Genomic DNA, 16,032 nt, shown 5'->3' with positions numbered 1-16,032 from the left:
ACCCAGTATGAGCTATTGGTTCATACTGGGTGTTTTTTGTAGAAATTTTATAAATTGATGACTAGTAAGTGGTTTACTGAAATAGTAACCTTGCATATATTTACAGTTGTTCTTTTGTAGAAACTTAAGCTGTTTTTCTGTTTCAATTCCTTCGGCAACGACAGAAAGGTTTAAAGTATTTGCAAGGGAAAGGATGGTGGAAACGATAGCTCGCTCTTCCGGCCGATGATCGGCTAGTTGTGTAAATTCTCTCGGTACTTTTAATGTATCGATAGGGAAAATTGATAAATAAGCGAGAGAAGAATAGCCGGTACCGAAGTCATCAATGGACGTTTGAATACCATATTCCTTTAATTGTTTTAGTCTTGATAATGTTTCTTTTTCATCAATCATTGCAATTCGTTCTGTTAACTCAAGTGTTACATACCTTGGATTGACGTTAACGTCTGTTATTATTTGTGAAATGTTCTCGATTAAATTATCTTGCTGGAACTCTTTTGCTGATAAGTTCACACTTATTCTTAAATCTGTGTAGCCGAAAGTATGCCATATTTTTAACTGGCGACAAGATTCTTTTAATACCCAATGACCGAGTGGAATGACTTGTGGAGTCTCTTCTACAATTGGAATGAATTCACATGGCGGAATGTCACCTAGGAGCGGGTGTTTCCAGCGTATTAATGCTTCAGAGCCAATAATCTTTTTCGTCGTAATATCGATTTGTGGTTGATAGACGAGATAAAATTCTTTGTTTACTAAAGCGAGTGGTAAATCTTTTTCAATTCGAGCCTTTCGTTCCATTTTTTTATACAATTCTTTCGTGTACAGAGAGCTACCGTTTTTTCCTTTATTTTTTGCTTCGTACATGGCCATATCAGCATGCTGTAAAATGGACAATGGATCTTCACCTGCTTCAGGATATATTGCAATTCCGATGCTCGGTGAGATTTGTAAATGCTGATTTTCAATTTCGAATGGTTCGTTCATGGCTGCTACAATCGTATCAGCTATTTTTTGTACATCTGGTCTTTTTCTATAATTTTCGATAAGGATTGTGAACTCATCCCCAGCTAGCCGGGCAAGCTTCATATTTGGTGTCGATATTCTTTCGAGTCTTTTTGCTACTGCAATTAATAGAAGGTCTCCAACCCTATGACCGAGGGTGTCATTAATAACCTTAAAGCGGTCTAGGTCGAGAAACATAACAGCAAAAGGCCTTTTTGATATTTCGGATCGAGCAATTGCTTGTTCTACATATTGATGAAATGCGCGGCGATTTGCAAGCTCTGTTAACGTATCATGATATGCTAGAAAATTAATTTGTTCTTGTTGTTGTTTGCTTTCCGTAATATCTTTAATCATTAAATAAACCCCAGAAATATGATTCTTTAAAAAGATAGGAACAGCTGTAACATGCAAGTAGTAAATATCTCTATTTTTATGATATGCCCGTATTTCTAAAGAAATAGATTTCCCCTTTTTTACGCGATGAAAGGCATTAATGATTTCTTCCAAATCTTCTTCATACATAAGTGAATAGTAAGGTTGATTTAATAATTCATTCGTTTGATAACCGAGCAAAGTAGTACCAGCGTTATTCACTTTAAGAAAGTTACCGTACAGATCGAGTGTGAAGATTGGATCTGGATGATGCTCGTATAAAGATTTAAACATTTGTTGGTTATGATATAGTTCATTTTTTTGATCTACTAAATCTTCTGTACGTAGTTCAATTTGTTTTTCGAGTTCTAAGTTGAATTGCATTTGGGCTAGCAATAATATTTTATTTTGTTTTCTAACTAAACTATGGCGTATGAGAACGAAGGAGAAAGTTATCATAAGTCCAATTACTACAATAGGTGCAAAAACGTATTCAACTAATATAAAAACAATAAGCATGACTACAGAAATATAAGGTAATGATAATCTGATTGATTCCCCAAGTTTAGGTGTTAATAGTACTTGCTCTTGTTTTTCAGGTTCTTTTGTATGCAGAATACAGGCGATTGCTACTAGTACTAAAGTTATTTGATAGAGAGGGGTAACTGTAAACATAGAATACTCGGGTGTGAAGTATTTGATATAAGCATAAATCGCGTCTGTAGTAGCATATAAAATTAAAGCACTGCCAAGAAGCGCACCAACTTTTTTGGGTAATAAGGATAATGGCTTGAATAACAGATTGATTCCTATGAGAAGAAAGAGTAAATCAGCCATTGGATAGATAAGTTGAACGAATATGTCGACATAGGATGTTGTAAAAACGTGAATGGTTCGTTCAATAAGTAAGTAGTAGCTTAAAGTAAATTGGGCTGTAACGATGATACAAATGTCACATATCATAAAAAGCTTTTCTAATAAATCTCGGTTATAAATGATTTCATATAGAAAGGCAAATGCAAAGCTAATTAAAAAAAGTAGGTAAAAAAAATCGGACGGATCAACGAATGTATAGTAGTCCTTTAAAATTAAACGTTGATAGGCAACAATGATATCACCAATGAAATAAGAGAGGGTTCCCACAGATAATATGGTCCAAAATAAACGAGGTAACCCTTCTTTCATGTTTGAAAAATAAAGTATATAACTACAAGCAATAATATCAATGAATAGTGTACTCATCCCAATTAATACTTGAAAAGGAAATGAGTATTCATATAGAAAAGGCATTGCCACGTAATGAATTACTGTAGACAACAATATAATGCTTATAAGAATACTTACATGTGTTTGTTTTTTCATTTTATCTCACCCACGGTATATACATATAAATTCCTCTTTTTATTTTTTATTGTTTCTTGAAAAACATATATAATTTCTATACTTATTTTGCACAGGTATAGCGAGTTATAAAAATAGATTTTAATAATTCTCGTTTCTGTCCCCAACATATCGACATAGGAATTTGAAGTTTGCTATAATGATTAAAATAGTTGCATTATTTAGAAAAATTTAAAAATAATAATTGCTGCAACTAGGACATATTGTTTACTAAGTGAACTTGTTCTTAATTCAGGGGGGAGGGTTTCACAATGGCAAGTGTATATGAAAATAGTTATATGATCGTTTTGATTTTCTTGCTATTAGGCATATTGCTGCCGGTAGTGGCTCTTACATTAGGAAGGATGCTGCGTCCAAACAAACCAAGTGAAGCGAAAGCGACGACGTATGAGAGTGGGATTGAGCCTTTTCATGATGCAAATATTCGGTTTCATGCTCGTTATTATATTTTTGCTTTATTGTTTGTCATCTTTGATGTAGAAACTTTATTTTTATATCCATGGGCTGTTGCATATGACAAGCTCGGTTTATTTGCACTGATTGAAATGCTCATCTTTGTTGTAATGTTGCTAGTTGGATTAGCGTATGCTTGGAAAAAGAAGGTGTTACAATGGTTATAAATTTTGAGGAATTACATCCAAATGAGCGAGCGGAATTAGAACGAAATATCTTTTTTTCTACATTGGAACAGTTGAAAGGATGGGCACGTAGCAATTCTTTATGGCCGATGACATTCGGACTGGCATGCTGTGCAATTGAAATGATGGGAGTAGGTTCATCGCATTACGATTTAGATCGATTTGGGTCATTTTTTCGGACTTCACCAAGGCAATCGGACGTTATGATTGTGTCGGGAACGGTAACGAAGAAGATGGCTCCTATTGTTCGGCGTTTATATGATCAAATGCCTGAACCAAAGTGGGTTATTGCAATGGGATCTTGTGCGACAGCAGGTGGTCCATATGTAAATTCATACGCTGTTGTGAAAGGTGTAGATCAAATTGTACCAGTTGATGTGTATATTCCTGGCTGCCCACCAAATCCCGCTGCTTTAATTTATGGAATTAATAAATTGAAAGAAAAAATTCGTTACGAGGCCAAGACGGGAAAGCAGGTGACGAATAAATGAGTGATCCAAACAAAGACTTAGAGGATTTGAAAAGAGAAGCGGCTAGACGTGCAAAAGAAGAGGCGAGAAAGCGTCTCGTTGCGAAACATGATGCGGAAATAAGTAAACTTGAGGAAGAAAATCGAGAAAAAGAGAAAGCGCTACCAAAAAATAATGATATGACTGTGGAAGGAGCAAAACGACGTGCAGCAGCCGCAGCGAAAGCAAAAGCGGCGGCGTTAGCGAAGCAAAAAAGAGAAGGAACAGAAGAAGTAACGGACGAAGAAAAAGCGAAAGCAAAGGCGAAGGCGGCAGCAGCCGCAAAAGCAAAAGCAGCGGCGTTAGCGAAGCAAAAAAGAGAAGGAACAGAAGAAGTAACGGACGAAGAAAAGGCCAAAGCGAAGGCGAAGGCAGCAGCGGCCGCAAAAGCAAAAGCGGCGGCGTTAGCGAAGCAAAAAAGAGAAGGAACAGAAGAAGTAACGGACGAAGAAAAGGCCAAAGCGAAGGCGAAGGCAGCAGCAGCCGCAAAAGCAAAAGCAGCGGCGTTAGCGAAGCGAAAAAGAGAAGGAACAGAAGAAGTAACGGACGAAGAAAAGGCCAAAGCGAAGGCGAAGGCCGTGGCGGTAGCAAAGGCAAAAGCAGCGGCGTTAGCGAAGCAGAAGGCCTCGCAAGGCGATGGGGATTCGGGAGATGAAAAGGCGAAGGCGATTGCAGCAGCGAAGGCAAAAGTGGCTGCGGCTGCAAGGGCGAAGACAAAGGGCGTTGAAGGAAAGCAGGAAGAGGCGCCCAAGCGGGAAGAACCATCCATGAATCAGCCGTATTTAAATCAGTATGTTGACGTTATTAAGGTAAACGTAGGAGAGGATGCATTAGTAGATTCCTACATTAATAAACTTTCAAAAGATGTGCCAACTCTTGTGGTGGAGTCCTCAAAATATTATGAAGTAATGGAGTTAATACGATTCCATGAGGGACTTGCTTTTGATTATATGTCAGAGCTACATGCGACGGATTTTGTGACACATATGGAAGTATATGTTCATTTATTTTCATATGGAAAGAAACAGTCAGTAGCGGTGAAGGTGAAGCTGGATAGGGAAGAGCCGCAAGTAGAATCGGTGACAGTGCTTTGGAAAGGGGCGGACTGGCCAGAGCGAGAAGCGTATGATTTGCTCGGCATTGTATTTAAGGGACACCCGAATTTATCACGTATTTTAATGCCGGATGATTGGATAGGGTATCCGCTTAGGAAAGATTATGAACCGTATGATGTGGAGGTGTAGCTTATGATCCGTACGGAAGAAATGCTTTTGAATGTAGGGCCACAGCATCCGAGTACGCATGGTGTGTTCAGGCTTGTTATTAAGATAGACGGGGAAATTATTAAAGAAGCTACACCAGTTATTGGATATTTGCATCGCGGGACCGAAAAGATTGCCGAGAGCTTACAGTATACGCAAATTATCCCTTATACAGATCGAATGGACTATTTATCGGCCATGACGAATAATTACGTCATTTGCCATGCTGTAGAGACGATGATGGGGCTTGAAATCCCGGAGCGGGCTGAATACTTGCGAGTACTTGCAATGGAGCTTGGAAGGATTGCGAGCCACCTCGTTTGGTGGGGGACAAATCTTCTTGATATAGGAGCGGTCAGTCCGTTTTTGTACGCGTTTCGTGAACGAGAGATGATTATAAATTTATTAAACGAATTATGCGGTGCCCGGCTTACTTTTAACTATATGAGAGTCGGGGGTGTAAAGTGGGATGCGCCGGACGGTTGGATTGAAAAAGTGGAAGAGTTCGTTCCGTATATGCGAGAGCAATTGGCAGGTTATCATGATCTCGTTAGCGGTAATGAGATTTTCTTAAATCGTGTAAAAGGCGTTGGTATATATAGCGCGGAAGAAGCGATTTCGTATTCATTAAGCGGAGCGAATTTGCGGTGTACCGGAGTAAACTGGGATCTTCGCAAAGATGAACCGTACTCTATTTATGACCGTTTTGATTTCGATATTCCTGTTGGGAGTGTGGGAGATGCTTGGGATCGTTACGTTTGCCGCATGCAAGAGATTGAGGAGTCATTAAAAATTGTTGAGCAAGCTGTCCATCAGTTCCCGAAAGACGGAGCTGTGCTAGCGAAAGTGCCGAAAATCATTAAGGCGCCTAAAGGGGAAGCGTACGTCCGTATAGAATCGCCGCGAGGAGAGATTGGTTGCTATATTGCTAGTGATGGAAAGAAAGAGCCGTACCGCTTGAAGTTTCGCAGGCCGTCTTTTTACAATTTACAAATTTTACCGAAGTTATTGAAAGGTGAAAACATCGCCAATTTAATTACGATTTTAGGTGGAGTTGATATTGTACTTGGGGAGGTTGATGGCTAATGATTGAGACGCTCTTACAATCACCTTCAAGCTGGACGAATTTCTTCATTTTTTTCGGGTTAGCGGTACTTCTATTATTTGCAGTCCTTGGCTTCGTTACATATGGTATTTTGGCAGAACGGAAAGTGATGGGTTTTATGCAAGGGCGGATTGGCCCAAACCAAGTTGGGGGGCGGTTCGGTTTACTGCAAACGGTAGCTGACGTTTTAAAACTATTACTGAAAGAAGATAGTATTCCGAAAGCGGCAGATAAACCGTTGTTTATATTAGCGCCTGTCATTGCATTCGCACCGGCATTTATGGTGCTTGCAGTCATCCCGTTTACTGATAAATTTCAGTTCGCGGATATTGGCGTAGGCTTACTGTATTACATTGCTGTTTCTGGCATTACGACGATTGGTGTCGTAACCGGAGGATGGGCATCAAATAATAAATATTCCCTTTTAGGAGGGATGCGTGCGGCGGCGCAAATGATTTCTTATGAAATTCCGCTCGTAATGAGTGTAATTGGCGTCGTTTTGTTAGCTGGTAGCCTGAATTTAAATGAAATTGTAGCGGCGCAGGAGAATGTTTGGTACATTTTTGTGCAGCCAATCGGTTTCGTCGTTTTCTTGATCGCGGCGGTAGCAGAGTTAAATAGGACGCCGTTTGATTTACCAGAAGCAGAGTCGGAACTTGTTTCTGGATATCATACGGAATACTCAGGGTTTCGATGGGCGTTTTTCATGCTTTCAGAGTACGTATATTTCTTCGGAATGGCATCTTTAATTACAGTGCTCTTTTTAGGCGGATGGAATCCAGTTATGTTCCTTGGATTTATCCCAGGATCGGTATGGTTTGCTTTGAAATTTAGCAGTGTAGTCTTTCTATTAATTTGGTTCCGCGTTACGTTCCCGCGTATAAGAGGTGACCAGTTAATGGAGTTTGGCTGGAAAGTATTATTGCCAATTGCACTTGCAAATATTTTCTTAACGGCATTGATTAAGGAGTTATTCTTCTAATCTATGAGGGGGGTGCCAGTAAGAGATGAAGGGACTATTTAAAGGATTAAAATATACATTAAGTAATTTGAGTAAGAAGAAGGTGACTTATGATTATCCGAATCAACCGTTGCCGTTGCCAGACCGTTTTCGAGGTATTCAAAAGTTTTATCCGGAAAAGTGTATTGTTTGTAACCAGTGCTCCAACATTTGTCCGACAGACTGTATTCAGTTAACGGGGAAAAAACATCCGGATCCTACGAAAAAAGGAAAAATTATCGACACGTACGATATTAATTTTGAAATTTGTATTCTGTGTGATTTATGTACAGAAGTTTGTCCGACAGAGGCGATTGTTATGACAAATAACTTTGAGCTCGCGGAATATTCACGTGATGATTTATTTAAAAATTTGCAGTGGCTTGACGAAAACGACGAAAACGTCAGGAAGGAGAATAAAGCATGAATGGCGAGTTTGTAGCATTCTTCATACTATCCTTGTCTGCAATTATCGGCGGTGTTCTTATGTTGAACTTAACGAAAGTCATGCATATGATGCTAGCTCTCGTTCTGACATTTCTTAGTATCGCAGGTTTGTACTTTCTTTTATCGGCCGAATTTATCGGCGTTGCACAAATTTTACTTTACTCTGGTGCGATCACAATTATTATGATCTTTGGCATTATGTTAACGAAACATAACGCAGAAAATGAATCACGTCTTACTCTTCGAAAATGGATTATCTTCTTTGCGGTTGTAGCATTTGGGGCAGTCATGTATTTTGCTGTTAACAATATTGATTTTGTAAATGGAAGCACACAAGGAAGTTTACCTCTCCATGAAAAAAACACACTTCAAATCGGTACACTTCTCTATTCGAAATATATTATTCCATTTGAGTTAACCTCAGTTATTTTACTTGTAGCACTTGTTGGCGCGATTATACTTGCGAAGAAGGATGAGAAAGAGGAGGATTCCAATGAGTAGCGTTCCAGCTTCTGCTTATTTAACGCTTGCGATTATTTTGTTTTGCATCGGTTTGTTTGGAGCTTTAACGAAGCGAAACACGGTAATTGTATTAGTTTGTATCGAATTAATGCTTAACGCGGCCAATTTAAATTTAGTAGCGTTTAGTAAATTAGGTTTGTTCCCAAATTTAACAGGGCAAATTTTCTCTCTGTTTACGATGGCTGTAGCAGCAGCGGAGGCGGCGGTAGGACTCGCCATTTTAATTGCTTTGTATCGTAATCGTACGACGGTTCATGTAGATGAAATGGATACGCTCAAAGGATAACATTGTGACCGAAAAGGGGGAAGGAAACAATGATCGATTATGCATGGCTCATACCGCTTTTCCCGCTTGTTTCGTTTTTTTTATTACTTATATTCGGGAAGAAAATTAGAGAAGGAAGCAGTGTACTTAGTATTTTCTTCGTCTTTCTCTCCTTTATATTTGCGGTACTTGTATTAATAGAACGGTTTTCAAAAGTAGGATTAAAGCATAAGTGGGTATGGCTTAGAGCTGGAGATATTGATATATCATTTGGCTTTGAAGTGACAGCATTAGGGGCTTTAATGCTGTTTATCGTTACACTTGTGAGCTTACTTGTACATGTGTATTCGAAAGGTTATATGAAAGGTGAGGAAAGATTACCAACCTTTTATGCCTATTTAGGGCTCTTTACATTTGCGATGCTCGGGCTTGTTATATCACCTAATTTATTACAGCTTTATATATTTTGGGAGTTAGTGGGCCTCGGCTCATTTTTACTCATCGGTTTTTATTTCTTTAAAGAAGAAGCGAAGGCTGCTGCGAAAAAGGCTTTTATTATGACACGTATTGGAGATGTCGGTTTATTTATTGGGATGATCCTAATTTTCTGGCATGCAGGTAGCTTTGAATATGACGCCATTTTTAGAGCGATTCATACGGGGGATCTTACCCCTACGATGATTACAATAACGGCGATATTAATCTTTATCGGTGCGATGGGGAAATCAGGTCAGTTCCCGCTTCATACGTGGTTACCAGATGCGATGGAAGGGCCGACGCCTGTTTCGGCACTTATTCATGCGGCGACGATGGTCGCAGCTGGCGTATATTTAGTGGCGACGATGTTTCCGCTATTTTCAGCAAGTGCGGTGGCGATGCAGACGGTGGCAATCGTTGGAGCCTTCACTGCAATCTTTGCGGCTTCTATCGGTCTTGTACAAACGGATATAAAGAGAGTGCTTGCTTATTCTACAGTTAGCCAGCTCGGGTATATGATGCTTGCGTTAGGATCTGCTGGTTATGTAGCTGGTGTTTTCCATTTAACGACACACGCCTTTTTTAAAGCGCTACTATTTTTGGCGGCAGGAAGTGTCATTCATGCAGTGCATACGCAAAACATTAATAAAATGGGCGGTTTACAGAAGAAGATGAAAGTAACGGGTGCACTATTTTTAATCGGTACTCTTGCAATTAGTGGTGTGCCACTCCTTTCTGGTTTCTTTAGTAAAGATGAAATTTTAGCGGCGGCTTGGATGAACGGCAATTACTTTTTATTCATCTTAGCAGTAATTGCAGCATTCTTAACAGCATTCTACATGTTCCGACTATACTTCCTTGTTTTTACTGGGGAAGAAAAGACGAAGGAAGATGTGCATGAATCGCCCCGCATTATGACGTATCCGATGATCGTTCTCGGGGTCCTTGCAGTAGTGGCAGGTTATATAAATACACCGTGGTTTGGGACGTTTCTCGGGGATTGGCTTACGAAAGATGTAGCATTTAAAGCGCGAGAAGCACATGGACCAGTTTGGATTATGATTGTTGCGACGCTCGTTTCATTGGCTGGGATTGCTCTTGCATATTTCATATATGGCAAGAAATCTATTTCTAGAGATTGGGCTGGGGGTGAGGGAACACCTCTTTATAACCTTTTGAAAGAAAAATATTATGTGGATGAACTATACAATATAACGGTGCTTCCTATTACGAAAGGAATCGCTCATGTGCTTCGCTTATTTGAGGTGTATGTAGTCGAAGGAATTGCCGTTTTAATAGGGAGTCTAGTTAAAGGGATAAGCGGACTCGGTTCTAGACTTCAAAACGGAAATGTACAAGTGTACGGCACTATAACAGCTGTTTCGCTTGCGGTACTCGTCATTATTTTGCTCTATACGGGAGGGGATTTACGATGAATGATTTGTTATTAACGTTCTTCATTTTTTCCCCGCTTTTAGGAATTCTCTTACTTGTATTAACGCCAAAAAAAGAATCGCGTACAGTGCGAGCGCTTGGTTTATTTGGGACGGCGCTTCCATTTGGAATCGCTATCGTCCTCGCTTGTACATATGCTTCTGGAAAGAGTTTGTCGCTATTCGATGAAAAAGTGAAATGGATTAAATTTGGGGATTTTGCAGCGGTGGATAAAAGATGGTTTTCCATTTATTACGAGCTCGGCATTGATGGTTTATCACTCGTTATGATGGTGCTGACAGCCCTTCTAGCGATGCTTGCAGCAATTGCGGCATTTACTATTAAAAGGAACTTAAAAGCCTTTTATATGCTGCTACTCATGCTAGAAATAGGGATGCTCGGCGTCTTCGCTGCTCAAAATTTAATGTTGTTCTTTATCTTCTTTGAAATTACATTGCCGCCAATGTTTTTATTAATTGGGAAGTGGGGGGAATTGTCGAGTGAAAAGGCCGCTTATAGTTATTTAATATATAACGGTATTGGCTCCGCTATTTTACTCATCGTTTTCTCAGTTTTATTTGCAAAAACAGGTACAACAAATATTACGGAGCTGAAAGAAATATTAACGAGTGTAGGTGCTGGGGGAGGAATGGCTGTCTCAAGCAGCTTACAGTTCGGTTTGTTTCTTGCCATAATGATTGCTTTCGCGATTAAACTACCCGTTTTCCCGTTACATCGCTGGATGGTTAATGTGCATGTTGAAGCGCATCCGGCTGTAGTTATGCTTCATGCGGGCGTTTTACTGAAGATTGGAGCATACGGTATGATTCGTTTCGGAAAGGGGCTATTCCCGGAATACTTTCGCGAGTTTGCAACGCTTATTGCGATTTTAGGAGTTATCAATTTATTGTACGGAGCATTCTTAGCGCTCATTCAAACGGACTTTCGGAAGGTGCTTGCTTACTCTAGTATTTCGCATATGGGCATCGTATTAATGGGTCTTGCGGCGTTAAATGCACCAGGTACACAAGGGGCACTATTCCAAGTTGTCTCTCACGGTTTAATTGCAGCCTTACTCTTCTTCTTACTTGGCGTTATAGAACAGCGCTTTGGAACTTCGGACATTACAGCGCTTGGCGGACTCGCAAAAAGTGTCCCGGTACTTAGTGGTTTCTTCTTAGCGGGAGGAATGGCATCGCTTGGATTGCCAGGAATGTCTGGATTTGTTAGCGAGTTTCTTGCCTTTCTCGGTTTATTCCAAGGGGAGCCAATCATTGCTGCAGTCGGTGTGCTTGGCATCATTTTAACCGCTGTATACGTATTAAGGGCAACACTTCAAGTGACATTTGGTAAGCAAGAGTGGGAAGCGAAAGCTGATATACACGGATGGGAGTATGTCCCTATATTGCTACTTATTTTCTGCATTATTGCAATTGGAGTAATGCCAGAAATACTCGGGGATCCGCTTCAAAATACATTGAAAACATTGGGGGTGAAGTAGGATGGATATGAATACGTTACTTAGCTTGTCATGGCATCTCATGGTGCCAGAATTCATAATTCTCGGAGCTGCCATCCTTCTTTCCATATGTGATTTGTTTTTTAAGCTGAACCATAGATATGTAGCGCTTAGTGCAATCGCAGCCGTCATATTAGCAATCGTGTCGTTAGTTACGCTATACGGTGAACCCACAGGAGATATTTTAAACGGATCGTTTGTGCTAGATGGTTTTTCAAAAGGGTTCAAAACGTTGTTGTTAGGCGGAGCGGCCCTCATCTTATGCATGGCAATGAGCGATGATAAGAAGAATCCAATTGAAGATAAGGGAGAATATTATTACTTATTTTTAATGGCACTTCTTGGGGCTATGTTTATGGCTTCTAGTGTCGACTTCATTACACTTTTCGTCGGTTTAGAATTGCTTTCACTTTCTTCGTATATTTTAGTAGGAATACGAAAAAAGAACCGTGCATCGAATGAGGCAGCCATGAAATATGTCATTAATGGAGGAATTGGAACTGCAATTACGCTCTTTGGAATGAGTTATTTGTACGGTATTACAGGATCGACTAATATCGTGGATATGCAAAAAGTATTCGCAGGGGAGCTTGTTGGTGGTATTCAGTTATTGTTAGCTCTCGCATTTCTATTATTGCTCGTCGGGCTCTCATTCAAAATTGCAACAGTGCCGTTTCATATGTGGGCACCTGATGTATATGAAGGGGCTACTACACCTGTTACTGCTTTTCTTGGAACAATTTCTAAAATTGCGGGGTTCTTACTCATTATTCGTCTGTTTCTCATGGTTTTTGCAAGTGTATCGGTGCAAGGAGACATGCAATCTTTATACGGGCGTATGAGCATATACATCGCTGTGCTAGCTAGTATTACGATGATTATTGGAAATGTAGTAGCGTTAAAGCAATATAACGTAAAACGCCTATTTGCCTATTCGGGAATCGCACATGCGGGGTATTTACTCGTTCCGCTTGTAGCATTATCACCATTTACGATGGATAGCATGTGGTTTTACATGCTTGCGTATATGCTTATGAATATAGGAGCATTTGCAATTATTCACGGCTTAATCTTACAAAGCGACAAAGAAAACATTACCATTTTCACCGGATTATATAAAAGGTCACCATTTACGGCGATAGTGATGACGATTTTTATTCTATCGTTGGCCGGGATACCAGGAACAGCTGGTTTCATCGGGAAAATTAATATCTTTTTAGGTGCACTGCATGTAGAGCCAGCTCATTACGTACTAGCTTCTATTATGATGGGAACGACAGTCATTTCATTCGTATATTATTTCCGTATTCTACAGCAAATGTTTTTCCGGACGGGAGAAGTGGAAGAGAAAATTCGTTTGCCATTCAATATAAAGGTTGTTATGAGCCTTTGTGCAATCTCGATTGTAATACTAGGGATTATGCCGATGATTGGATACAATTTCTTTTATGAATATTTTCCATTAATGAAGGATTTCTTCTTCCTAGGGAACGTGGTACAATAGTGAAAATAAAAGGTGTGGAGTTGTTGCTCTGCGCTTTTTATTTTGTGTGAACTACAATTGAAAATGCATGTAGGTATACGTTTTTTAAGAGCAAATTACGATGTGAAATGTAAGATGCTTATTTGTATTTGAAAAAGTGTGGCTCCTACTTATTATGGTATCGTTTTTTATAGTATTTCGTAAGTAGTAGCTGGGTAAAAAGGGGTCGATTTTTTGGCACATCTTTTAGGGCAACAAGCACTGATTGCCATTGTTTCGCATTTATTGTTTATTACCATTACGTGGTGGGCCTTACAAGGTATTCACATTGAGCGTTTAATGAAGCCTGGAAAGGTGATGCAGACGCGAGTATTACTCATCCTAATTACAATTGCAATTGGGACATCTGTAAGTAACTTTTTCCTTGATTATTTAGGCTATTCAAAGAGTTTAACGTATTTAGTAAAGTAAGTGTATAGAACCTCATATCTCCGTTAACAATGGGGATAGGAGGGGATGAAATTGAAGCTTAAAGCCATTCTTATTGTTGTGATAAGTGTTGTTTTATTTTTGGTTGGATATAGAGAGATGAAACCGATCAGCGATGAACAGAAAATGGAGAGCATGATTGCAACTTTAGAGAAAAATGATGCTAAAGTAGAGAAGTGGTCATGGTTAGCGCGAGAAACAAAAACAATTTCTAATATACATACGTTTCAAAAGTTGTTAAACGACGTGAAGGACAAGGCGAATATTCAAAAGTGGGAATTAGAGCAATCTCCAGATGGATATAAAGCTACATCCTATAAAAAGTTTTCTTCTTATGAAGAACGAATAGTAGTAACATGGAGTAAGGAAAATACTAAAGAAAACACTTTCATTATTTTCGAAGTAAGCGGGGCGAAATGGGACCCGAAGTACATTCAGAAAACAAATAAAATTTTTAGTGAAAAACCTATAATTTACACTTGTGTTCAAGGTGTACTGAATGATAAGATTGAAGGTGTTTTGCAAAATAAAACCAATCAGGTTTTGAAAGATTTTTCAGCAAGAGCGATCGAACAGATAGAAGAAAGAGCATTTGTGTCAGTCTCCGCATACAATAAAAAGTGGGATGACGCTCTTTCAACAAATAGAGAGAAAATAAATGTGCAAATAGCAATACGTTCTACAGACAACAAAGATACAATTGTGGTTGGCACACCGATCATAACTTCTGAGTATTGAGTGAATAGATACTGAAAAAAGGACACGGAGGGGAATAATTTGGAAAAGATCATCGTCCGTGGCGGAAAGCGGTTAAACGGCACAGTGCGTGTTGAGGGCGCAAAAAATGCTGTATTACCTATAATCGCTGCAGCCCTATTAGCGAGTGATGGAAAGAATGTACTATCTGAAGTACCAGTTTTGTCTGATGTATACACAATTAATGAGGTATTACGTCATTTAAATGCTGAAGTCGTATTTGAAAATAACCAAGTAACAATCGATGCTTCTAAAGAACTAAACATCGAAGCACCATTTGAATATGTACGTAAAATGCGTGCATCTGTGCAAGTAATGGGACCATTACTTGCACGTAACGGTCGTGCTCGTATTGCACTTCCTGGTGGATGTGCAATTGGTTCACGTCCAATTGACCAACATTTAAAAGGCTTCGAAGCAATGGGAGCAAAAGTACAGGTTGGTAATGGTTTTGTTGAGGCATACGTTGAGGGAGAACTAAAAGGAGCTAAAATTTATTTAGACTTCCCAAGCGTGGGCGCGACAGAAAACATTATGTCTGCAGCTACATTAGCAAAAGGGACAACAATCCTTGAAAACGCAGCGAAAGAACCAGAAATCGTTGACTTAGCTAACTTCTTAAATGCGATGGGAGCGAAAGTACGCGGAGCTGGAACTGGAACGATTCGTATCGAAGGCGTTGATAAATTATATGGTGGAAACCACTCTATTATTCCTGACCGTATTGAAGCGGGAACATTCATGGTTGCAGCGGCAATTACTGGTGGAGACATCTTAATTGAAAATGCTGTACCTGAACACCTACGCTCAATTACAGCGAAAATGGAAGAAATGGGTGTTAAAGTTATTGAGGAAAATGAAGGTGTACGTGTTATCGGCCCAGATAAGTTAAAAGCGGTTGATATTAAAACTATGCCTCACCCAGGTTTCCCAACAGACATGCAATCACAAATGATGGCATTATTACTACAAGCTGATGGAACAAGTATGATTACAGAAACGGTATTCGAAAACCGCTTTATGCACGTTGAAGAATTCCGTCGTATGAATGCTGATATTAAAATCGAAGGTCGTTCTGTTATTATGAACGGTCCTAACAGCTTACAAGGTGCTGAAGTAGGCGCAACTGACTTACGTGCTGCTGCTGCATTAATCTTAGCTGGTTTAGTATCTGAAGGTTATACTCGTGTAACTGAGTTAAAGCATCTTGACCGTGGTTATGTAGATTTCCATAAGAAATTAGCTGCATTAGGTGCAACTATTGAACGTGTAAACGAAAAAGTAGAAGAAGTGAAAGAACAAGAAGTTTCTGATCTTCACGCTTAATTGAAATAGTCTCTACGTC

Annotated in this window: 15 protein-coding genes; 14 read left to right on the top strand and 1 reads right to left on the bottom strand. The window is 39.6% G+C overall.

Features of this window, described 5'->3' with window-relative positions:
• Positions 1 to 12: 12 nt before the first annotated feature.
• Entirely contained in the window at positions 13 to 2,742 is a 2,730-nt protein-coding gene (locus KZZ19_RS25960; protein WP_098342312.1) for a putative bifunctional diguanylate cyclase/phosphodiesterase, read from the bottom strand.
• A gap of 290 nt (positions 2,743 to 3,032) precedes the next feature.
• On the opposite strand from KZZ19_RS25960, the gene nuoA reads away from it, so the two are divergent.
• The 14 genes from nuoA (at position 3,033) to murA (ending at position 16,013) form a co-directional block, all read left to right on the top strand.
• On the top strand, positions 3,033 to 3,401 hold the full coding sequence (gene nuoA / locus KZZ19_RS25955) for an NADH-quinone oxidoreductase subunit NuoA (protein WP_088098492.1): 369 nt from the start codon (positions 3,033 to 3,035) through the stop codon (positions 3,399 to 3,401).
• Positions 3,392 to 3,910, top strand: a complete 519-nt coding sequence (nuoB, locus tag KZZ19_RS25950) for an NADH-quinone oxidoreductase subunit NuoB (protein WP_000236331.1) — start codon at positions 3,392 to 3,394, stop codon at positions 3,908 to 3,910. The genes nuoA and nuoB overlap by 10 nt, the downstream gene beginning before the upstream one ends.
• The gene (locus KZZ19_RS25945; protein ID WP_348638016.1) at positions 3,907 to 5,172 is read left to right on the top strand and encodes an NADH-quinone oxidoreductase subunit C; all 1,266 of its coding nucleotides are present in this window, start codon (positions 3,907 to 3,909) and stop codon (positions 5,170 to 5,172) included. Before nuoB ends, KZZ19_RS25945 begins: the two co-directional genes overlap by 4 nt.
• A gap of 3 nt (positions 5,173 to 5,175) precedes the next feature.
• Positions 5,176 to 6,276: an NADH-quinone oxidoreductase subunit NuoD gene (nuoD, locus tag KZZ19_RS25940; protein WP_237981213.1), complete on the top strand. Its 1,101-nt coding sequence runs from the start codon at positions 5,176 to 5,178 to the stop codon at positions 6,274 to 6,276.
• Positions 6,276 to 7,277, top strand: a complete 1,002-nt coding sequence (nuoH, locus tag KZZ19_RS25935; RefSeq protein ID WP_074651572.1) for an NADH-quinone oxidoreductase subunit NuoH — start codon at positions 6,276 to 6,278, stop codon at positions 7,275 to 7,277. The genes nuoD and nuoH overlap by 1 nt, the downstream gene beginning before the upstream one ends.
• A gap of 25 nt (positions 7,278 to 7,302) precedes the next feature.
• Positions 7,303 to 7,722, top strand: coding sequence for an NADH-quinone oxidoreductase subunit NuoI (nuoI, locus tag KZZ19_RS25930; protein WP_000677191.1), 420 nt, complete (start codon positions 7,303 to 7,305; stop codon positions 7,720 to 7,722).
• A complete protein-coding gene (locus KZZ19_RS25925; RefSeq protein ID WP_237981214.1) occupies positions 7,719 to 8,243 on the top strand; it encodes an NADH-quinone oxidoreductase subunit J in 525 nt (174 codons plus the stop codon). The genes nuoI and KZZ19_RS25925 overlap by 4 nt, the downstream gene beginning before the upstream one ends.
• Positions 8,236 to 8,550, top strand: coding sequence for an NADH-quinone oxidoreductase subunit NuoK (nuoK, locus tag KZZ19_RS25920; protein ID WP_000100078.1), 315 nt, complete (start codon positions 8,236 to 8,238; stop codon positions 8,548 to 8,550). Before KZZ19_RS25925 ends, nuoK begins: the two co-directional genes overlap by 8 nt.
• A 29-nt stretch (positions 8,551 to 8,579) precedes the next feature.
• Positions 8,580 to 10,442: an NADH-quinone oxidoreductase subunit L gene (gene nuoL, locus KZZ19_RS25915; RefSeq protein ID WP_237981215.1), complete on the top strand. Its 1,863-nt coding sequence runs from the start codon at positions 8,580 to 8,582 to the stop codon at positions 10,440 to 10,442.
• Complete coding sequence (locus KZZ19_RS25910; RefSeq protein WP_237981216.1) at positions 10,439 to 11,941, top strand: NADH-quinone oxidoreductase subunit M; 1,503 nt, start codon at positions 10,439 to 10,441, stop codon at positions 11,939 to 11,941. The genes nuoL and KZZ19_RS25910 overlap by 4 nt, the downstream gene beginning before the upstream one ends.
• A 7-nt stretch (positions 11,942 to 11,948) precedes the next feature.
• A complete protein-coding gene (gene nuoN, locus KZZ19_RS25905) occupies positions 11,949 to 13,463 on the top strand; it encodes an NADH-quinone oxidoreductase subunit NuoN (protein WP_348638044.1) in 1,515 nt (504 codons plus the stop codon).
• Between the two features lie 213 nt (positions 13,464 to 13,676).
• A complete protein-coding gene (locus KZZ19_RS25900; protein WP_000940742.1) occupies positions 13,677 to 13,913 on the top strand; it encodes a DUF1146 family protein in 237 nt (78 codons plus the stop codon).
• Between the two features lie 51 nt (positions 13,914 to 13,964).
• Positions 13,965 to 14,669: a YwmB family TATA-box binding protein gene (locus KZZ19_RS25895; protein ID WP_400791987.1), complete on the top strand. Its 705-nt coding sequence runs from the start codon at positions 13,965 to 13,967 to the stop codon at positions 14,667 to 14,669.
• A gap of 39 nt (positions 14,670 to 14,708) precedes the next feature.
• Positions 14,709 to 16,013: a UDP-N-acetylglucosamine 1-carboxyvinyltransferase gene (gene murA, locus KZZ19_RS25890; protein ID WP_000411269.1), complete on the top strand. Its 1,305-nt coding sequence runs from the start codon at positions 14,709 to 14,711 to the stop codon at positions 16,011 to 16,013.
• The last annotated feature ends 19 nt before the right edge of the window (positions 16,014 to 16,032 follow it).

Origin of the sequence: Bacillus thuringiensis (assembly GCF_022095615.2) — a bacterium.
In the GTDB taxonomy this organism is placed as follows: domain Bacteria; phylum Bacillota; class Bacilli; order Bacillales; family Bacillaceae_G; genus Bacillus_A; species Bacillus_A cereus_AG.
This window is presented reverse-complemented; position numbering and strand designations above follow the sequence as displayed.

Coding starts and splice junctions, on each gene's coding strand:
- nuoL (WP_237981215.1), top strand. CDS start 8,580: ATGATCGATTATGCATGGCTCATACCGCTTTTCCCGCTTGTTTCGTTT.
- KZZ19_RS25960 (WP_098342312.1), bottom strand. CDS start 2,742: ATGAAAAAACAAACACATGTAAGTATTCTTATAAGCATTATATTGTTG.
- nuoH (WP_074651572.1), top strand. CDS start 6,276: ATGATTGAGACGCTCTTACAATCACCTTCAAGCTGGACGAATTTCTTC.
- KZZ19_RS25910 (WP_237981216.1), top strand. CDS start 10,439: ATGAATGATTTGTTATTAACGTTCTTCATTTTTTCCCCGCTTTTAGGA.
- nuoN (WP_348638044.1), top strand. CDS start 11,949: ATGAATACGTTACTTAGCTTGTCATGGCATCTCATGGTGCCAGAATTC.
- KZZ19_RS25925 (WP_237981214.1), top strand. CDS start 7,719: ATGAATGGCGAGTTTGTAGCATTCTTCATACTATCCTTGTCTGCAATT.
- nuoK (WP_000100078.1), top strand. CDS start 8,236: ATGAGTAGCGTTCCAGCTTCTGCTTATTTAACGCTTGCGATTATTTTG.
- nuoB (WP_000236331.1), top strand. CDS start 3,392: ATGGTTATAAATTTTGAGGAATTACATCCAAATGAGCGAGCGGAATTA.
- nuoD (WP_237981213.1), top strand. CDS start 5,176: ATGATCCGTACGGAAGAAATGCTTTTGAATGTAGGGCCACAGCATCCG.
- nuoI (WP_000677191.1), top strand. CDS start 7,303: ATGAAGGGACTATTTAAAGGATTAAAATATACATTAAGTAATTTGAGT.
- nuoA (WP_088098492.1), top strand. CDS start 3,033: ATGGCAAGTGTATATGAAAATAGTTATATGATCGTTTTGATTTTCTTG.
- KZZ19_RS25945 (WP_348638016.1), top strand. CDS start 3,907: ATGAGTGATCCAAACAAAGACTTAGAGGATTTGAAAAGAGAAGCGGCT.